Below are 16084 nucleotides of genomic sequence, written 5' to 3'. Positions count from 1 at the left end.
GCGCCCGCGAGCGCACCGGCCGCCGCGCTTGCCAGCACCGCGCGGCGGCGCGGATCGAACGGCCGCGCGCTCATCGCGCGTCCCCGCGTGCGGCCGCCGGCAGCGTCGCGACGAGCGCACGCCAGTCGTCGCGTTCGACCTTGCCGGGCTTGCGCTCGCCGAACAGCAGCGCGACGTGGTCGCCCTGCCGGTCGAACAGTTCGAGCGACGTGACGATGCCGTCGCTCGTCGGCTTCTTCACGACCCACGCGGCCGCGATCAGGTCCTCGCGCACATGCAGGTTGAAGCCGGGGTCGAGCACGTTGATCCACGCGCCGACCTCGCGCACGTTCGCGACGGGGCCGGTGTGGATCTGGATCATCCCCGCATTGCCGACGAACACCATGATCGGCTGTCCGCTTTGTGCGGCCTGCTGGAGCACGTGGCGCAGTGCATGCGCGGTCTCGACCGGATACGCGTATTGCGGATCGGCGAGGCGCAGCGCCTGCATGCGGCTCACGCCGAAACGCTGTGTGAGGCCGAAGAACTGGTGCGTGTCGGTCATCGCGTCCCAGGCGGCGCGGAAACCCGCGACGTCGATCTCGGTGTCCGCGCGCTCGGGCGCTTTCGGCGCGGCGGGCGCGACCTCGAGGCCGGGCTCCTGCGACGGCGCGCGCCAGCGTTCGACGAACGCATCGTATGCCGCGTGGTCGCTGTGCGCGCGCAGGTAGACCTTGTGGATCGCATGGCCCTGCGCATCGAAGAATTGCAGGCTTTTCAGCGGGCCGTGCGCGGTCTCGTCGCGCACCGCGAACGCCGACACCCAGTGGCGGTAGAAGATGCGCAGGTCTATGTCGCCGAGCGCGAGGCCGACGGGGCCGTCATGGCTCATTTGCGCATATTCGCCGTCCTTCTCGTGGACGGCCGTGTCGTTGCGCGTGAGCGCCATCACGCGGCCGAGGCGCGGCATTTCCTCGAACATCGCCGGAAAACGCGCGTCGAGCCGCACGACGTGCTCGCCGACGAACGCGGCGAGCGCCTCGCCTTCGCTGACGCCGAGCGCCTGCGCGACGTCGCGGTTGCGCAGCTGGCGCTCGGTCTTGAGCTTGACGAATGCGTCGCGCAGCGCGGCGGCTGCACGGGCCGGGCTGGCCGATTGACCGGGAAGGGCGGATTGCATCATGTCGGACTCCTTCAAGTAACGGTTGGGGTGGGTGCGCAGGCGGTGCGCATCAGAAATCCACTTTCATGCTGACGGCGACCGTGCGGCCGGGCGACGAATACGCGTCGAGCACCTGCGAATCGGCCGCGATGCCGCGCACGTCCGACCAGTTCCAGTACTTGCGGTCGAACAGGTTGCGGATGCCGATCGTCGCGCTCACGTGCTTGTTGAAGCGGTAGCCGCCACGCAGGTCGACGACGAACGACGACGGCGGCGTGAAGCACGCCTTGTTCGAACAGTCGGACTTGTCGACGTCCTTGTCGCGTTTCGCGGCCTGGAACAACAGGTCGGTCTGCACGAACCAGCGTTCGCTCGGCTCGTAACGCACGCCGAACACGGCGGAGAACGGGTTGACGGTGTTGAGCGGCTGGCTGGCCGCGCCGTCGTTCTGCGTCGAGCCCTTCGTGAACGCCATCGCCGTCTTCAGCGTGATGCCGTTCGGCATCACCCATTCGGCGCGGCCCTCGAGGCCGTGGATGCGCGCGTCGGCGAAGTTCACGTACTGGAACACGAACGGGTCGGCCGGCCGGCCGCTGCCGGCGATCGTCGTGCGCGAGATGAAGTTGCGGTAGCGGCCCGTGAACGCGGCCGCGCTGTAGCGCACGACGCCGTAGCCGGCGCCGGCCTTGCCGCGCAGGCCGGCTTCGAACGTGTCGCTCGTCTCGGGCTTCAGGTTCGGATTGCCGATCGACGTGTAGCCGTACACCGGGTTCGAGAAGCTGCTGTTCACCTGGTCCGGCGTCGGCGCACGGAAACCGTGCGCGTACTGCACGTACGGAATGACCGCGGGCGTGATCTCGTAGAGCACGGCGACGCGCGGCGACAGTTCGTTCGCGCTCGTCGACACGGCCTTGCCGGTGAACAGCGGATCGTTTTCGGTCGGGCTCAGCCGGTACGTGTCGAAGCGCAGGCCCGGCGTGACGAGCAGGCGGCCGTAACCGATCTGGTCCTGCACGAACGCGCCGAACAGCGTGTAGTCGGTGTCGGGGAACGCCTTGTTCGGGAATGCTTCGCCGACGCCGGGCACCGTGCCGTCGCGCATGTTCGTCACGCGCGACAGGCTGCCGTCCACGCCGTACAACAGCTTGTGCGCGAACGGGCCGGTCGCGAAGCCGCTCTCGGCGAACGCGGAGCCGCCGAACGTGCGTTCCTTGTACTGGTTGTCGCGCGAGCGCGAAGGCTGTTTGCCGCGCGTCTCGAACGCGTACTGATCCTGCTTCGCGTCCTGGTAGTAGAACTGCACGTGCGCGGTCTGGAACCAGCGGAACGCGTCGTCGCGGAAGTCGTAGTCGACGCTGAAGCGGTTGCGCTCGAGCCGGTCGTGGGTCGTGAGGCCGAGCGTGGTCGGCGCATTGATCGCGGACAGCACGTCGGTGCTCACGCGTCGCTGCACCGTCTCGGCGGTGAACTTGAACGTGTCGCGGGTGGTCGGCGTCAGCACGAGCTTGCCGAGCAGCGATTCCGAATAGACGTCCTGCGGGTTCGACGTCGTGCGCAGCGTGCTCGCCGAGTTGTTGCTGCCGCGCGTGTCGACTTCGTGGCCGCGCCGGCCGTCGGCGATGATCATCCCCTGGATGCGGTCGTTGCCGCCCGCGGCCGACACGGTCGCGCCGAGGCTGCGGTCGGCCGAGTCGTAGCTCGGCCGGAACGAGAAGTAATAAGGCTTGTTGTAGATCGACAGCAGGTCGCGCGGGTCCTTCGTGATGAAGTTCACCGCGCCGGTCAGGCCGTCGCTGCCGTACAGCGCCGACGCCGGCCCGCGCAGGATCTCGATGCGCTTGAGCGTGTCGAGATCGGCGTAGTCGCCGCGCCCCGCTTCGAGCGGGCCGAACGAGAACGCGTTCGGCAGGCGGATGCCGTCTTCCATCAGCAGCACGCGATTGCCTTCGAGGCCGCGGATGTTGATGCTCGAATCGCCGTCGCGGCCGCCGCCGAGCGCGGCGCTGCCTGGCCGGTACGCGGTGCGGCGCACCGTGATGCCCGGCTCGTAGCGCAGCGCGTCCTTGATGTTGGTGGCCTGCTGTTCCTCGAGATCCTCGTCGGTGATCACCGACACGGACGCCGCGGTGCGGCTTGCAGCGGTGGCGGTACGGGTGGCCGTGACGGTGACGGGGTCGAGCAGCGCCGCATCGCCGCGCGCGGACGCGGCGACGAGCACGGTAGAAGGCAGGGCGGCGCCTTGCGGCGACGAATCGGCGTGAGCCGTGGCGGCGGACAGGCCGAACGCGCCGAACAGCGCGGCACAGATCGGCCGCCGCGCCAGCGTATAGCAATGCACAGGTGGTCTCCCATTGACGATAACAAGCCCGAAGGCTGGCTGGGTGACGCGTTCACCTGGCTGGCCCGTTTGCGCGCGACATGCGGCAAACGGCGAATTGAAAGGCAACTGACAACTTTACCAGTGTAAATGAGAATTATTATCAATACAAGATCGAAGCGCGGTGCGTATTAGCGAGCGCTCGCCCGCGCGGCTCGCGCGAGCCGCGGCGGGAATGTCGCGAGATATGTGCGGGCCGGTCAGGCCAGCGCTTCGATGCGGATCAGCAGGTTGCGCGCATGCGCGATGAACGCATCGTGCGTTGCGCGATCGCTGTGGACATCGAGGCCCGCCTGTTCGGCGAAGACGATCTGTTCGGTGTAGAGGTCGACGAGCGCACGGCGTGCGTCAGGGGGAAGCGCGCGGATCATCGACACGATCAGCAACTCCTGCGCGCGAAGCGTGCCGGACAGCGACTGGACGTTCATGCTGGCCTCCTCGGACGATGCGGCGGCGGGCCGCTCTTTCCATACTAGGCGGTCGGCGGGCGCAGCGCAGGTGCAGGGCGGGCGATGACGGACAGGAATGCGATTCGACGAGGCAGCCGCACGCGCCGACACTCGCCGCATGCGTCTGGCAACGTCGAGTCGAAACGTGCAGCCGTGCGAACGGAATCAGCCGGCGGGACTGACGGTCCTGGCGGCCTGCGCATCGCGCACGACCTGCGCGACGCGTTCGACGAACGCGGCGTCGGCGCTCGACAGCGCTTCGCGCTTGCCGTCGGGCATCTCGACCATCAGCCGGTACGTGATGTCCTGCGTGGCCCACGCGAGATAGCCGACGACGACGAGCATCACGCCGACGACGAGTGCGGCGCTCGATGCGCCGATGCCGCCCGCGATGGCGACGGCCGCGCCGATCAATGAGATCAGCGACGGAACGAGACGGTTCTTCGGAATCTTGACGACATCGACCTGGCGGATGTCACGCAGTGCGAATACCTGCCCGGCGGCCGACAGGCCGTTGCGCGTGACCATGACGCCACGTTCGTTGAATGCGTTTTCCATCGTGTGTTGCGTGGACGAAAACGCGCAGCGTAGCAGGTTTCGTTGCCGCGTCAAACGAGACCGACTGCCGCACGATGTGTGCGGGACGGCCGAAAGACGGGAAGCGGGTGGCGCGGGAACGCGTTCAGAACTGCAGCCGGCCGTCGCCGTAAAGCCGGCCCGGCACGTGCGATGCGACGACCTCGGCGATCTCTTCGTCGGTCGATTCGGCCGGCACGATCTGGCGCCGCGCGGGCGCGTCGAGATGCATCGTCCATTCGACGAGACGATACGGGCGGCCCCAGGGCCGCTGCATTTCAACCGATACGCGGCAGCTCTGGACCGGCATCGAGTGTTGGCACGTCAGAATCGCGTGCAGATGGCTGAAAACGGTATCTTCGATCATCATGGCCTCCGATCCTGTCTTGTGGGCAATCGATGGCGGCGCCGTCGGCATGTCTAAAAAAAAAGCCGCCGATGCTCAGGCGGCCAACAGGGGGGGTGAGAGCATCCTCTCAGCCCAGAATTAAGCGAAACTTAAAAGCCCATAAAAAAGCGCCCCGCGTGGAGCGGGGCGCTTCTTGCCGTCGTGATCCGCGAGTTAAGCGGATGCTTTAGAACTTGTGACGGATACCGATACGTGCGGCGATCTGGTTCTTCGAACCCGTGCCCGACGTATTGAAGTAGCTCGTGCTCGAGCCGATCTGCGCTTGCACGCCCTTGCCCGAAGCCTGCTGGTACACGACCAGGCCGTACACGTCCGTACGCTTGCTGAGCGCGTAGTCGGCGATACCGTTGACCTGGTTCCAGTGCCACGAATTGCCGTTCTGCGTGGCGTTCGTGTACGTGTAGCCGAGGCCGCCCGACAGAGCCGGCGTGAAGGCGTACTTCGCGCCTGCTTCGTAGGCGTTGTAGAACGTGCCGCCCGCGCCCGAAACGGTCGAGAACTGCGTACGCGTCCACAGCAGCCATGCCGTTGCCGGACCCCAGACGTAGCGGCCACCGACACCGTACGTGCGCAGGTCGCGGACGTTGCCCGTGCTGAGGTTCGCGATCGTCGTCGAGAATGCCGGCGACGACTGGCTCGGGAAGCGGATGTCCGTGTACGCTGCGCCGACCGACAGCGGGCCGTTCGCGTAGTTCAGGCCGAAGCTGTATGCGCGCGACGAGCCTGCGGTCGTCGTCGTGCCCGACGTCGTCGCGGCTGCGCCGGCGAAGTCGGTCGAGTTCGAGAAGCCGTACAACGCGCCGAACGTGAAGCCCGAGTAGTTCGCGCTCTGGAACTTCACGGCGTTGTTGATGCGGCTCGACGTGAGCTGGTCGATGTCGTTCACGTGGTACGCGTAGTTACCCGCGACCGTGTTGCCGCCCGTCGAGTAGTTCGAACCGAGGATGTCGGTCGAGAACGAGTACTGGCGGCCGAACGTGACCGTGCCGTATTGCGACTGGCTCAGGCCGACGTAAGCCTGGCGGCCGAAGATCGCGCCACCCTGGCCGATCGTGCCGTTGCCGCTGTTGAAGCCGTTTTCGAGCACGAAGATCGCCTTCAGGCCGCCGCCGAGGTCTTCGGTGCCGCGCAGGCCCCAACGGCTGCCTTGGGCAACGCCGTCGTCATACTTGAACAGCTTGCCCGTACCGCCGTTGGCGGTCTTGCTGTGGTTCACGTAGCTGATACCGGCATCGATGACGCCGTACAGCGTCACGCTGCTTTGTGCGTGCGCCGTGCCGGCCGTTGCTGCCAGGACGGCGATGGTCAACAGTTTCTTGTTCAAAGGATTCTCCGAGCGAATAAATGGCGTGTCCAGTTGCGGTTCCGGCGCTCTCTATGGGCGCTTTCACGGACCGGCGGCAACTTTATCGGCGGGGCACGTAATGAATATGACAGCGACTGTCATATGAAGAATGTGTGGTGCCGATGCGACACTGAATTCTGCCCGGTTGTACAGTCGGGAGTTATACCGAATTCGGCTGAGAATCGATCCGGATCAGGAATATGCACATGAAATAAGCTTGGTTGGTGGCGTTCCGGCCCCGTGCCACGATCCGTGCTCCAACAAACGACACGGGACAAGAGGACACCATGCGACGTTCATTCCTGACCGGCCTCGGCGCACTCGCTGCCGCGCTGGCATTCGCGGCGCCCGGCGCGCACGCCGACTCGCAAACGCTGAAGATCGGCACGATGAGCGGCCCCGACGCGCAGATCTGGACCGAGGTGACGAAGGTCGCCGCGCGCGACGGCCTCGCGATCAAGGTCATCGAATTCAACGACTACGTGCAGCCGAACGCGGCGCTCGATTCGGGGGATCTCGACGCGAACGGCTTCCAGCACCAGCCGTTCCTCGACAGCCAGATCAAGCAGCGCGGCTACAAGATCGTGAACGTCGGGCTCACCTATACGGCGCCGATGGGCTTCTATTCGAAGAAGCTCAAGTCGCTGAAGGACTTGCCGGTGGGGGCGAAGGTCGGGATCCAGAACGATCCGTCGAACGGCAACCGCGCGCTCCTGCTGCTGCAGAAGTACGGCGTGATCAAGCTGAAGGCGGGCGCCGGTACGAACGGCGTGAACGCGACGCCGCTCGACGTCGCCGAGAACCCGAAGAAGATCAGGATCGTCGAACTCGACGCCGCGCAGCTGCCGCGCGCGCTGCCCGACGTCGATGCCGCATCGATCAACACCGACTACGCGGTGAAGGCCGGGCTCACGCCGGTGAAGGATGCGATCGCGATCGAGGATCTGCGCGGCCCGTACGCGAACCTGATCGCGGTGCGCGCGCAGGACAAGGACAAGCCGTGGGTGAAGAAGCTCGTCGCGGCCTATGAATCGGACGACGTGCGCAAGTTCATCGACCAGAAGTTCAGCGGCGCGATCGTGCCGGCGTTCTGACCGGTCTTCACGCGTGCCGGCCGGCGGCCGACGCGCCCGCCGGAAAGCAAATCGCCCGCGCAAGCGGGCGATTTCGTTGGTGCATGCGAGGCGCGCCGTGGCCCGGCGCGCCCAGCGGGCGCTCAGGCCGACAGCAGCGAACCCGTGCGGATCGCGGTCGCGCCGGCGATCCGCGCGACTTCCATGCCGGCCGTCGCGAAGCGCACGATCTGGCGCGCGTACAGCACGCCGGATACGCTGCTCTTCAGCGTGACGACGCGATCGGTCAGCGGGTCGACGATGTCGGCCACTGCCTCGCCGACCTCGATCATCGCGCCGACCGGCGTGCGGAACACGATCACGCCCGACACGGGCGCGACGAGCGGATCGGTGCCCGCGAGCGGCGTCGCCGGATGCGCGAGCGGCGGCAGCGGCGCCGGCGTGCCGTCGACGACGCCGCGCTCGGTCAGGTATTCGACGATCGCCTGCGCGTCCTTTTCGGCGAGCTCGTACGACACGTCGCGTTCGCTGCGCAGTTCCACCGTGACGGAAATCGCGCCGTTCGGGATAGGGAAGCGGTCGCCGAAGCGGCTGCGCAGATCCGACCAGCAGAAGCTGTGGATTTCGTCGAACGGGTTGCCGACCGAATTCAGCGCGAGCAGCGACGCCTGCGCGTCGAGATAGCGCGACAGCGGCTCGACGTCCGGCCACAGATCGGGATTCGTGTAGAGGTGCATCACGGCATCGCTGTCGCAGTGCAGGTCGAGCACGATATCGGCGTCGAACGACAGCTTCTGCAGCGCGAGGCGCTGCGAGTCGAGCTCGGTGCGCGGCTTCTGTTCGTCGAGCGCTTCGCGCATCGCGGCGCGCACGGCGACGAGGTTGCGCTGCGCGTCGTTCGTGAGGTGGTGTTCGACGCGCGGCAGCACCAGCGCCGCGAGATCGTAGAAATTGCGGTTGAAGTTCTGCATCGAGCCGAGCTCGAAGCGGCCGAGGTGATCGCCGAACACGTGCTGCGACAGGCCGATCGGGTTCGGCACGGGCACGATCACGACTTCGCCGCGCAGCTTGCCGGCCGTCTCGAGCGCGGCGATCTTGCGGCGCAGCAGCGTGGCGACCAGCATGCCGGGCAGTTCGTCCGCGTGCAGCGACGACTGGATGTAGACCTTCTTGCCGCCGCGCGGGCCGTAGTGGAAGCTCGTGATCTGGCGTTCGGTGCCGACGGCGGGGGAAATCAGCGGATGGGTCTGCGTTTGCATGATGAGGGGAGTGCGGCGCAGCCGCGAATGTCCGGTGTGCGTGGAAGGACGATTGTACGTTGCCTTTCTCACCGCCACCAAACCGGCGCCAGAGCATGCAGTTTTCCGTTGAGAATCATCAGGTTGGCACGGAAAAAATAATGTTGTCTGCACTGCGCGCGCAAAAAAAACGGGCGCCTTGCGGAGCCCGTCTGTGCCGAAGCGAAGCGTGCGCTTGCGTGGCGGATTACTTGCCGTAGACGTCGAAATCGAAGTACTTCTTCGCGATCTTGTCGTACGTGCCGTCCTTGCGCATGCCGGCGATCGCGCCGTCGATCTTCGACTTCAGGTCGGTGTCTTCCTTGCGCAGGCCGATGCCGGCGCCGTTGCCGAGCGTCTTCGGATCGTCGATATCCTTGCCGGCGAAGTCGAAATTCGCGCCGCGCGGCGTCTTCAGGAAGCCGATTTCGGCCTGCACCGCGTCTTGCAGCGCGCCGTCCAGACGGCCCGAGATCAGGTCGGCGTAGACCTGGTCCTGGTTCTGGTAAGGCACGACGTTCACGCCCTTCGAGGCCCAGTACGTCTTCGCGTAGGTTTCCTGGATCGTGCCCTGCTCGACGCCGACCGACTTGCCCTTCAGCGATTCAGCCGTCGGCATCAGGCCCGCGCCCTTCTTCGTCACGAGGCGCGTCGGCGTGTTGAACAGCTTCGCCGAGAAGGCGATCTGCTCCTGACGCGCCGGCGTCATCGACATCGACGACAGCACGCCGTCGAACTTGCGGGCCTTCAGCGCCGGGATCATCCCGTCGAAGTCGTTTTCGATCCACACGCACTTCGCGTTCATGCGGCGGCAGATTTCGTTGCCGAGATCGACGTCGAAACCCACAACCTTGCCGTCAGCGCCTTTCGATTCGAAAGGCGGGTAGCTTGCGTCGACGCCGAACCGCACGGTCGACCAGTCCTTCGCGTACGCGCCGCCGGCCGATACGGCGAGCAGGGCAACGGTCACAGCCGCAAGAATCTTTTTCACCAGGTGACTCCTCGTTTTGTTCGATGGGTGCGCGGTTGTGCCGCGCCGTAAGCCTTCGGCCCGCCGCGGCTTCGCGTCGGACTGTCCGTTTCGCCCGCCCGATGCGGGCGCGCGACGTGCGCAAGATTATCAAGACAAAATACCGGCAGGGCGCCTAGGACAAGCCCCGATACCGGGCCCGGCGGCGGCGCGTTGCGGGCGCCGCCGTTTCAGACACAGGAACGATTCAGCCGAGCGTTTCGTTGACCGCGCGCTGCAGGCACGTGACGAATTGCGATACGGCCGGCGTGGGCAGCAGGTCGCGCCGCGCGATGATCGACAGGTCGAAGCGCGGCATGCTTTCGTCGAGTTCGGCCGTGCGGATGCCGAGCGGCGCGACCATCTCGGCGAGCGGGCGCGTGAAGCAGCCGATCACGTCCGAGCGCGCGACGAGCCCGAGCGTCACCGCGAACGACATCGGCGAGCGCAGCAAACGTTTGGGCAGCGGCAGCCCGTGCGTCTCGAACATCCCGACCATCACGCTGTGCGGAAACTGCTCGGCGCCGACGGTGACGATCCACTCGGCATCGAGCAGTTCCTCTAGACGGCGCGCATGCGCGAGCGGGTGGCCTTCGCGCATCACGATCGTGAATTCGGTCGACAGCAGCGGCGATTGCGTGAAATCGCGATCGAGTGCGGGCACATGGTGCATTGCAGCGATGTCGAGCGTGCCGTTGCGCAATTGCGCGAGCGCGTCGGGCACCGTCACTTCCTCGAGATGCAGGCTCACGTTCGGCATCGACTGGCGGAAGGCCGTGACCGCATGCGGCAAAGCGGTCAGCGCGATCGACGGCATCGTGCCGACCGCGACGCGTCCCGACATCTCGCCTTTCACCTGCTCGACGGCCTCGACCGTGCGGCGGATGTCGCCGAGCAGCTGCTCGGCGCGCGGCAGCAGCGCGTGGCCGCACGCGGTCAGCTCGACGCCGCGCACGCTGCGCGCGAGCAGCTCCGCGTTGAGCGCGGTTTCGAGTTCGCGGATCGTGTGCGTGATCGCCGGCTGCGTGACGCCGAGTTCGCGCGCGGCGGCGCGCAGGCTCTTGAGGTGCGCGGCGGACACGAACGCCTGGAGCTGCGCGATGTTCAGGGGATTGCGGATGCGGGTCATCGGTCGGGTCCGGTTGGCGCGAATGGGGGCGGCGGTTTCATGCTGCAGGTCGTGGTCCCGGGGAACGTCACGCGCCGGCGCGTGCGCGGAACGCCTGGCGATAACGTTGCGGCGACGTGCCGACGATGCGGGTGAACCGCTCGCGAAACGCGGTGACCGAGCCGAACCCGGCTTCGGTTGCGACATGCTCGATCGACAGCGCCGTCACCTCCAGCAACTGCTGAGCATGCCTGACGCGCGCGGTCTGCAGCCATTGCCGCGGCGACGTGCCGGTCTGCTCCTGGAAGCGTCGCGTCAGCGTGCGCACGCTCGTCAATGCGTGGCGGGCCATCGCATCGAGCGTGAGCGGCTTGCGCAGGTTCGCCTGCAGCCAGTCCATCAGGTCGTGCAGCCCGTCGCTGCCGGCCGGCCATTCGGGCGCGATGAACTGCGCCTGCCCGCCTTCGCGCACGCGCGGTGCCACCGCGGCGCGGGCGGCGTCGACGGCGACCGCCGCGCCGTAGTCGGCCTGGATCATGTGCAGGCACAGATCGAGGCCGGCCGCCGCGCCGGCCGACGTCAGGATCTGCCCGTTGTCGACGAACAGCACATTCGGGTCGACCTCGACGTCCGGATAGCGGCGCGCGAGTTCGGCGGCCGCGAGCCAGTGCGTCGTCGCGCGCAGGCCGTCGAGCAGCCCGGCTTCCGCGAGCACGAACGCGCCGCTGCAGATCGACGCGATCCGGCAACCGCGCGCGGCCGCATCGCACAGGGCGGCGATCGCGCGGCGCGGTGTGGGCGCGAGCGGCACGGACGTGCCGGGGACGATGATCGTATCGGCGTCGGCCAGTGCGTCGAGACGAAACGGCGGGCGCAGCTCGAACAGGTCGCCGGCGACGCGCGGCTGCTCGCTGCACACGCGCACGCGGTAGGCGGGCGCGACGTCGGGCGACCGCACGCGCGCGAACGTGTCGCACGCGACGCCCAGGTCGAACGGGACGACATCGGGCAAAGCGAGAACGGCGACCGTGTGCATGGCGTTCGTGGCCGTGGCCAGAATCCGTTGAAAGATGTCATTCTAGCCAATGGCTCGAACCCGCACCACACGCGACAATCGCCGTGGACCAACCCGGAGCCCTGCCGATGAAACAAGACGATCGCAATGCATTGCGGAACCTGCAATACCTGTCGTTGCTGGAGGCCACCACGCTCGTCGTGCTGGTGTGCGTGGCCGTGCCGCTCAAGCATCTGGCCGGCTATCCGGTCGCGGTATCGGTCATGGGCCCGGTTCACGGGATCGCGTTCGCGATGTATGTGTGGGCGGTCGTCGGCACCGCGTCGAGCGGGCTGTGGAGCAGGGGCGAGGTCGCGCGGCTCGTGCTGTCGGCCGTCGTGCCGTTCGCGGGGCTGGCGAGTGCCGGATGGATCGCGCGCCGGAGGCACGCGCAATGAGCTACCTGGTGCTGAAGGCCGTGCATGTGGCGGCCGTCGTTACGTTCGCCGGCGGGCTGCTGATGCTGTCCGTCGGTGTCCGGATCGCGAACCTCGCCGTGCATCGCGCGGTGCGGCGCTGGGATCGCACGGTGACGGCGCCTGCACTCGCGATCGTCTGGATCACGGGGATCGCGATCGCGCTGAGCGGTCACTGGTTCGGGGCGGCGTGGCTGTCGGTGAAGCTTGCGGTCGTCGTCGCGTTGTCGGCGCTGCACGGCATGCTGGCCGGCACGCTGCGGCGCATGGAGCGAGACGATCTGGTCGTCGTGCCGGCACCGTGGCTCGGGCAGGCGGCGGGCGCGGTCGTGGCCGCGACGGCGATCGTCGTCGGGCTGGTCGTGATCAAGCCGTTCTGATGGATTGCGCCTAAGCCAGCGCCATCTCGACCGCCGCCAGCGTGCGGCGCCGGATCCAGCCGCTCCCCAGCCGGATCGCGAGCCAGTACGGCGTGAACAGCCAGCGCGTGCGCGCGCTCGGGCAATGAATGAACGTTTCCGTGCGCAGCATGTGCGCACCCGATGCGAGCCCGACGACCTCGAACCGGAGCACCAGCTTCGCATCGCGCGGATCGTCGTGCCGGATGAAGGCCGCTGCATCGGCGATGGTGCGCACGTCGGGCGCGGGACGCCAGAAGCGGCCGACGAGGCCGAGCGACAGCGACGTGTCGTCGCGATGGAGCAGCGTGAACGAGTTGAAGCCGAAGCGCGCGCGTTCCGGGCGGGCCGGCCCGTTGCGGAGCGCGCCGGCGGCGGCCGCCGGGAATTCGCGCATCATCATCAGCGCGTCGATGACGGGATCGGCGCGCATGTCGAGCGACGCGACGGCGTCGATGATGCGTGCGGGCGGCGCGCCGATCGGCTGCGATTCATGCACTTCGTGGAAACCGAACGACGGAATGAACGGCGGCTTGCGCGCCGAGGTCCGGGTGCTCGATTCGGAGACGATGCCGAGCGCGTTCATCGCGGCTCCTGAAGGGGCAAAGCGCGATCGTAGCATCGGGCGCGGATTCGCGTCGCGCCGTTTCGGCGACGCGCATCGTGCTGCGCCGCACCGATAAAAAAAGCCTGGAAACTTGCGTTCCCAGGCTTGGAGACCATCAACGATGATGGTGGAGGAGACGTCGTCGTCCCGATGCGCGCCGCCCTTCTGCAGGCGACGTCGCGCATGTTTCGCGGTCAGATGGCCCAGCCGCCGAGATAGAAGGTGACGAGCACGGCCGCGATGAGCACGGTGCCGACGTTGAGCTTGCGGAATTCGCCGCTGGCGATGCGGCCGATCACGAGCGTCGAGAAGCCGAGCATGATGCCCGTCACGATGTTCGCGGTCAGCACGATGAACACCGCGCAGACGAGGCCCGACATCGCGTCGACCATGTCGTCCATGTGCAGCTTGCTCACGCTGCCGAGCATCAGCAGGCCGACGTACATCAGTGCCGGCGCGGTGGCGTACGACGGCACGAGGCCCGCGAGCGGCGAGAAGAACATCACGACGAGGAACAGCAGGCCGACCACGGCGGCCGCGAGGCCCGTCTTCGCGCCGGCGGCCACGCCGACGCTCGACTCGATGTAGGCTGCCGCGGGCGCGCCGCCGAGGAAGCCGGAGAAGATCGAGCTGATCGAATCGGCGGTCAGTGCGCGGCCGCCGTTGATGATGCGGCCGTTCTCGTCGAGCTGGCCGGCTTGCCCGGCGACCGCGCGGATCGTGCCGGTCGCGTCGAACACGGCGGTCATCACCAGTGCCAGCACGCTCGGCAGCACGGCCATCGACAGTGCGCCCTTGATGTCCATCGCGCCGATCAGCGATGCGTGGCCCGGTGCGCTCAGCGACGGCAGCGCGAAGATGCCGTGGTACTTCACGGCCGGATCGAAGATCAGGCCGAAGATCGAGATCGCGATCACGACGAGCAGGATGCCGCCCGGCACGCGACGCTTCTCGAGGCCGAAGATCGCGGCGAGGCCGACGACCGACATGATGACCGGGAGCGCGGTGATCTGGCCGAGCGAGACCGGCAGGCCGGCGCCCGGGTTCTTGATCACGAGACCGACGTCGTTCGATGCGATCAGCAGCAGGAACAGGCCGATGCCGATACCCGTGCCGTGCGCGACGCCCGCGGGCAGGTTGCGCAGGATCCACGAACGCACGCCGGTGACCGAGATGCCGGTGAACACGAGGCCCATCAGGAACACGGCGCCGAGCGCGACCGTCGGATGCAGGCCCTTGCCGAGCACGAGGCCGAATGCGGTGAACGCGGTCAGCGAGATCGCGCAGCCGATCGCGATCGGCAGCTTCGCCCACAGGCCCATCAGCAGCGAGCCGAACGCGGTGGTGAGGCAGACCGCGACGAACACCGCACTTGTGTCGAAGCCGGCCTTGCCGAACATGCCGGGCACGACGAACACGGAATAGACCATCGCGAGGAAGGTGGTGACGCCGGCAACGATCTCGGTGCGCTGCGTGCTGCCGCGCGACGAAATGCCGAAGTACCGGTCGATGACTCCCTTGGTGCCAAAGTCAGTTTCTGCCGAGCCGACGTCGACCGTCGGCTGCACCGGGGTATCACTCATGAGCTTGCTCCTTTATCAGCATGCTGAAACGGCCCGTAGCGAGCCGTCGTCAGGGTGTCTCGTATCTATCTAGTTGGGATTTGTCGGCAACGTCGTGGGGACGAATGACGCGTGATGCGTGTCGTTACGTGCGAATCGAAACGAGCGCGAGGGTGTCGCGTCGGACGACGCGTGGTGTGGTCGACCCCGTCACGTGTGCTTTGCCGTAGCGAAGGTTAGGCGAGCGGCCCATCACGTCCCATCGGGGGAAGAGCATGCAGCGCATGTCGCAGCGCTTATATCGGCGTGCAACCGGGCTTCGTTGCGATGACACGCGTGTATACGCCTAGTTCGAATCCGTTAAGGCGACTATTTGAATGCGGGGTCGGCGGGCAGGGTGGAAGCGGGTGAGGCATTGAATCTTACGAATGTCTTTCATGGGGGCCGCGCACATGCATGACGGCGGCGGCGTGCGGCGCGATGCGCGGCCGCGCGCAAGCGGCACCCGGATGATACCGGTGCCGCGTGCGGCTTGCGCTCGCGCGTTCTGGCCCTCGTTGGGTCAAGCGGGCGCGAGATGCGCGAGGTACGCGCAGAACATGTCGGCCATCGCGGTCGAAAAAGCGTCGATTTCCGCCGGCGTGCGCGCGGTTTCGGAGAACACCTTGCCGCCCGACGTGAGCGTCGTGACGATCAGCTCGCAAGCGAGCGCATGCGTCGCGTCGGACACGTCGGGCAGCGCTTCGCGCATGAACGCGCTGAAGGCCCGGTTGCCCTCGGCCCTCGCTTCCTGCGCCTCGGGGGCGTCGCGATAGAGAGGCGCCGCGTCGTCGAGCGCGATGCGCATGCTCGCCTCGTCGCATTCCGACCGGATGAACGCGTGCACGGCCGCGCGCAGCCGCTCGGGGGGCGTCTTCCGCGGGTCTTGCAGGATCCCGCACAGCATCTCGTACGTCTGGCGCCATTCGTCGTGCTGCAGCCGGAACAGCACCGACGCCTTGTTCGGGAAGTACTGGTACAGCGAGCCGACGCTCACGCCGGCGCGCTCGGCGACGCGCGCCATCGTGAAACGCTGCGCGCCTTCGGTGGCCAAAACCTGAATAGCGGCCTGGAGGACGTCTTCGACGAGACGGGTCGAGCGCGCCTGCCGAGGCAGCTTGCGCGTGGCGATCGGGGCGTTGCGGCGGTCGGTCATGGGCGGTTTGCCAATGCGAATAGTAAAACCTGAATAGTTCGTCATATTCTAGTCGGGCGCATTGACGCACTCAACCTGACCCTGGAGA

The 16084-nt window shown here is 66.9% G+C and carries 16 protein-coding genes; 3 read left to right on the top strand and 13 right to left on the bottom strand.

Annotation, left to right across the window (positions count from 1 at the left end):
• Window positions 1–70: 70 nt before the first annotated feature.
• The 6 genes from BLA15945_RS26260 to BLA15945_RS26235 all read right to left on the bottom strand — a co-directional run bounded on the left by BLA15945_RS26260 (window position 71) and on the right by BLA15945_RS26235 (window position 6276).
• The gene (locus tag BLA15945_RS26260) at window positions 71–1162 is read right to left on the bottom strand and encodes a hemin-degrading factor (RefSeq protein ID WP_059240885.1); all 1092 of its coding nucleotides are present in this window, start codon (window positions 1160–1162) and stop codon (window positions 71–73) included.
• 49 nt (window positions 1163–1211) lie between these two features.
• Entirely contained in the window at window positions 1212–3479 is a 2268-nt protein-coding gene (locus tag BLA15945_RS26255) for a TonB-dependent hemoglobin/transferrin/lactoferrin family receptor (RefSeq protein WP_174993761.1), read from the bottom strand.
• A 239-nt stretch (window positions 3480–3718) separates the two neighbouring features.
• The gene (locus tag BLA15945_RS26250; RefSeq protein WP_059238692.1) at window positions 3719–3946 is read right to left on the bottom strand and encodes a hypothetical protein; all 228 of its coding nucleotides are present in this window, start codon (window positions 3944–3946) and stop codon (window positions 3719–3721) included.
• Between the two features lie 186 nt (window positions 3947–4132).
• Entirely contained in the window at window positions 4133–4525 is a 393-nt protein-coding gene (locus BLA15945_RS26245; RefSeq protein ID WP_059238694.1) for a DUF6232 family protein, read from the bottom strand.
• A 124-nt stretch (window positions 4526–4649) separates the two neighbouring features.
• A complete protein-coding gene (locus BLA15945_RS26240; protein ID WP_011353838.1) occupies window positions 4650–4910 on the bottom strand; it encodes a DUF2866 domain-containing protein in 261 nt (86 codons plus the stop codon).
• Window positions 4911–5118: 208 nt separating this feature from the next.
• Window positions 5119–6276 (bottom strand): porin, encoded by a 1158-nt coding sequence (locus tag BLA15945_RS26235; protein ID WP_059238696.1) that lies wholly within the window; start codon window positions 6274–6276, stop codon window positions 5119–5121.
• A 308-nt stretch (window positions 6277–6584) separates the two neighbouring features.
• Here BLA15945_RS26235 and BLA15945_RS26230 point away from each other — a divergent pair, with 308 nt between their 5' ends.
• Window positions 6585–7391, top strand: a complete 807-nt coding sequence (locus BLA15945_RS26230) for a MetQ/NlpA family ABC transporter substrate-binding protein (protein WP_059238698.1) — start codon at window positions 6585–6587, stop codon at window positions 7389–7391.
• Window positions 7392–7513: 122 nt separating this feature from the next.
• Here BLA15945_RS26230 and BLA15945_RS26225 read toward each other — a convergent pair whose 3' ends face one another.
• From BLA15945_RS26225 to BLA15945_RS26210, 4 genes are all read right to left on the bottom strand, one after another.
• A complete protein-coding gene (locus BLA15945_RS26225; protein ID WP_059238700.1) occupies window positions 7514–8629 on the bottom strand; it encodes a succinylglutamate desuccinylase/aspartoacylase family protein in 1116 nt (371 codons plus the stop codon).
• Window positions 8630–8855: 226 nt separating this feature from the next.
• Window positions 8856–9638, bottom strand: coding sequence for an ABC transporter substrate-binding protein (locus BLA15945_RS26220; protein ID WP_059238701.1), 783 nt, complete (start codon window positions 9636–9638; stop codon window positions 8856–8858).
• Between the two features lie 226 nt (window positions 9639–9864).
• Window positions 9865–10785 (bottom strand): LysR family transcriptional regulator, encoded by a 921-nt coding sequence (locus BLA15945_RS26215; RefSeq protein ID WP_174993760.1) that lies wholly within the window; start codon window positions 10783–10785, stop codon window positions 9865–9867.
• Between the two features lie 67 nt (window positions 10786–10852).
• Window positions 10853–11800 carry a GlxA family transcriptional regulator gene (locus tag BLA15945_RS26210; RefSeq protein ID WP_174993759.1) on the bottom strand — a complete coding sequence of 316 codons (948 nt, stop codon included), beginning with the start codon at window positions 11798–11800 and terminating at the stop codon, window positions 10853–10855.
• A 107-nt stretch (window positions 11801–11907) separates the two neighbouring features.
• Here BLA15945_RS26210 and BLA15945_RS26205 point away from each other — a divergent pair, with 107 nt between their 5' ends.
• Together BLA15945_RS26205 and BLA15945_RS26200 are read left to right on the top strand one after the other, a co-directional pair.
• Window positions 11908–12216: a DUF3817 domain-containing protein gene (locus tag BLA15945_RS26205; RefSeq protein ID WP_059238707.1), complete on the top strand. Its 309-nt coding sequence runs from the start codon at window positions 11908–11910 to the stop codon at window positions 12214–12216.
• Entirely contained in the window at window positions 12213–12614 is a 402-nt protein-coding gene (locus BLA15945_RS26200; RefSeq protein ID WP_059240886.1) for a CopD family protein, read from the top strand. Before BLA15945_RS26205 ends, BLA15945_RS26200 begins: the two co-directional genes overlap by 4 nt.
• 10 nt (window positions 12615–12624) lie before the next feature.
• Here the strand turns inward: BLA15945_RS26200 and BLA15945_RS26195 are convergent, their stop codons facing one another.
• The 3 genes from BLA15945_RS26195 to BLA15945_RS26185 form a co-directional block, all read right to left on the bottom strand.
• A complete protein-coding gene (locus BLA15945_RS26195; protein WP_174993758.1) occupies window positions 12625–13218 on the bottom strand; it encodes a hypothetical protein in 594 nt (197 codons plus the stop codon).
• Window positions 13219–13433: 215 nt separating this feature from the next.
• Complete coding sequence (locus BLA15945_RS26190) at window positions 13434–14822, bottom strand: NCS2 family permease (protein ID WP_059238711.1); 1389 nt, start codon at window positions 14820–14822, stop codon at window positions 13434–13436.
• Window positions 14823–15363: 541 nt separating this feature from the next.
• Window positions 15364–16041, bottom strand: coding sequence for a TetR family transcriptional regulator (locus BLA15945_RS26185; protein ID WP_059238712.1), 678 nt, complete (start codon window positions 16039–16041; stop codon window positions 15364–15366).
• Window positions 16042–16084 lie beyond the last annotated feature (43 nt).

It is taken from the genome of Burkholderia arboris (genome assembly GCF_902499125.1).
Lineage (GTDB): Bacteria > Pseudomonadota > Gammaproteobacteria > Burkholderiales > Burkholderiaceae > Burkholderia > Burkholderia arboris.
Note: the sequence above shows the minus strand (reverse complement) of the source record. Positions and strands in the feature narration are given on the sequence as shown.

Bases quoted from the DNA above. Each gene is read 5' to 3' on its own strand.
- BLA15945_RS26260 (WP_059240885.1), bottom strand. From the start codon at position 1,162: ATGATGCAATCCGCCCTTCCCGGTCAATCGGCCAGCCCGGCCCGTGCA.
- BLA15945_RS26250 (WP_059238692.1), bottom strand. From the start codon at position 3,946: ATGAACGTCCAGTCGCTGTCCGGCACGCTTCGCGCGCAGGAGTTGCTG.
- BLA15945_RS26245 (WP_059238694.1), bottom strand. From the start codon at position 4,525: ATGGAAAACGCATTCAACGAACGTGGCGTCATGGTCACGCGCAACGGC.
- BLA15945_RS26240 (WP_011353838.1), bottom strand. From the start codon at position 4,910: ATGATCGAAGATACCGTTTTCAGCCATCTGCACGCGATTCTGACGTGC.
- BLA15945_RS26230 (WP_059238698.1), top strand. From the start codon at position 6,585: ATGCGACGTTCATTCCTGACCGGCCTCGGCGCACTCGCTGCCGCGCTG.
- BLA15945_RS26225 (WP_059238700.1), bottom strand. From the start codon at position 8,629: ATGCAAACGCAGACCCATCCGCTGATTTCCCCCGCCGTCGGCACCGAA.
- BLA15945_RS26215 (WP_174993760.1), bottom strand. From the start codon at position 10,785: ATGACCCGCATCCGCAATCCCCTGAACATCGCGCAGCTCCAGGCGTTC.
- BLA15945_RS26210 (WP_174993759.1), bottom strand. From the start codon at position 11,800: ATGCACACGGTCGCCGTTCTCGCTTTGCCCGATGTCGTCCCGTTCGAC.
- BLA15945_RS26205 (WP_059238707.1), top strand. From the start codon at position 11,908: ATGAAACAAGACGATCGCAATGCATTGCGGAACCTGCAATACCTGTCG.
- BLA15945_RS26200 (WP_059240886.1), top strand. From the start codon at position 12,213: ATGAGCTACCTGGTGCTGAAGGCCGTGCATGTGGCGGCCGTCGTTACG.
- BLA15945_RS26195 (WP_174993758.1), bottom strand. From the start codon at position 13,218: ATGAACGCGCTCGGCATCGTCTCCGAATCGAGCACCCGGACCTCGGCG.
- BLA15945_RS26190 (WP_059238711.1), bottom strand. From the start codon at position 14,822: ATGAGTGATACCCCGGTGCAGCCGACGGTCGACGTCGGCTCGGCAGAA.
- BLA15945_RS26185 (WP_059238712.1), bottom strand. From the start codon at position 16,041: ATGACGAACTATTCAGGTTTTACTATTCGCATTGGCAAACCGCCCATG.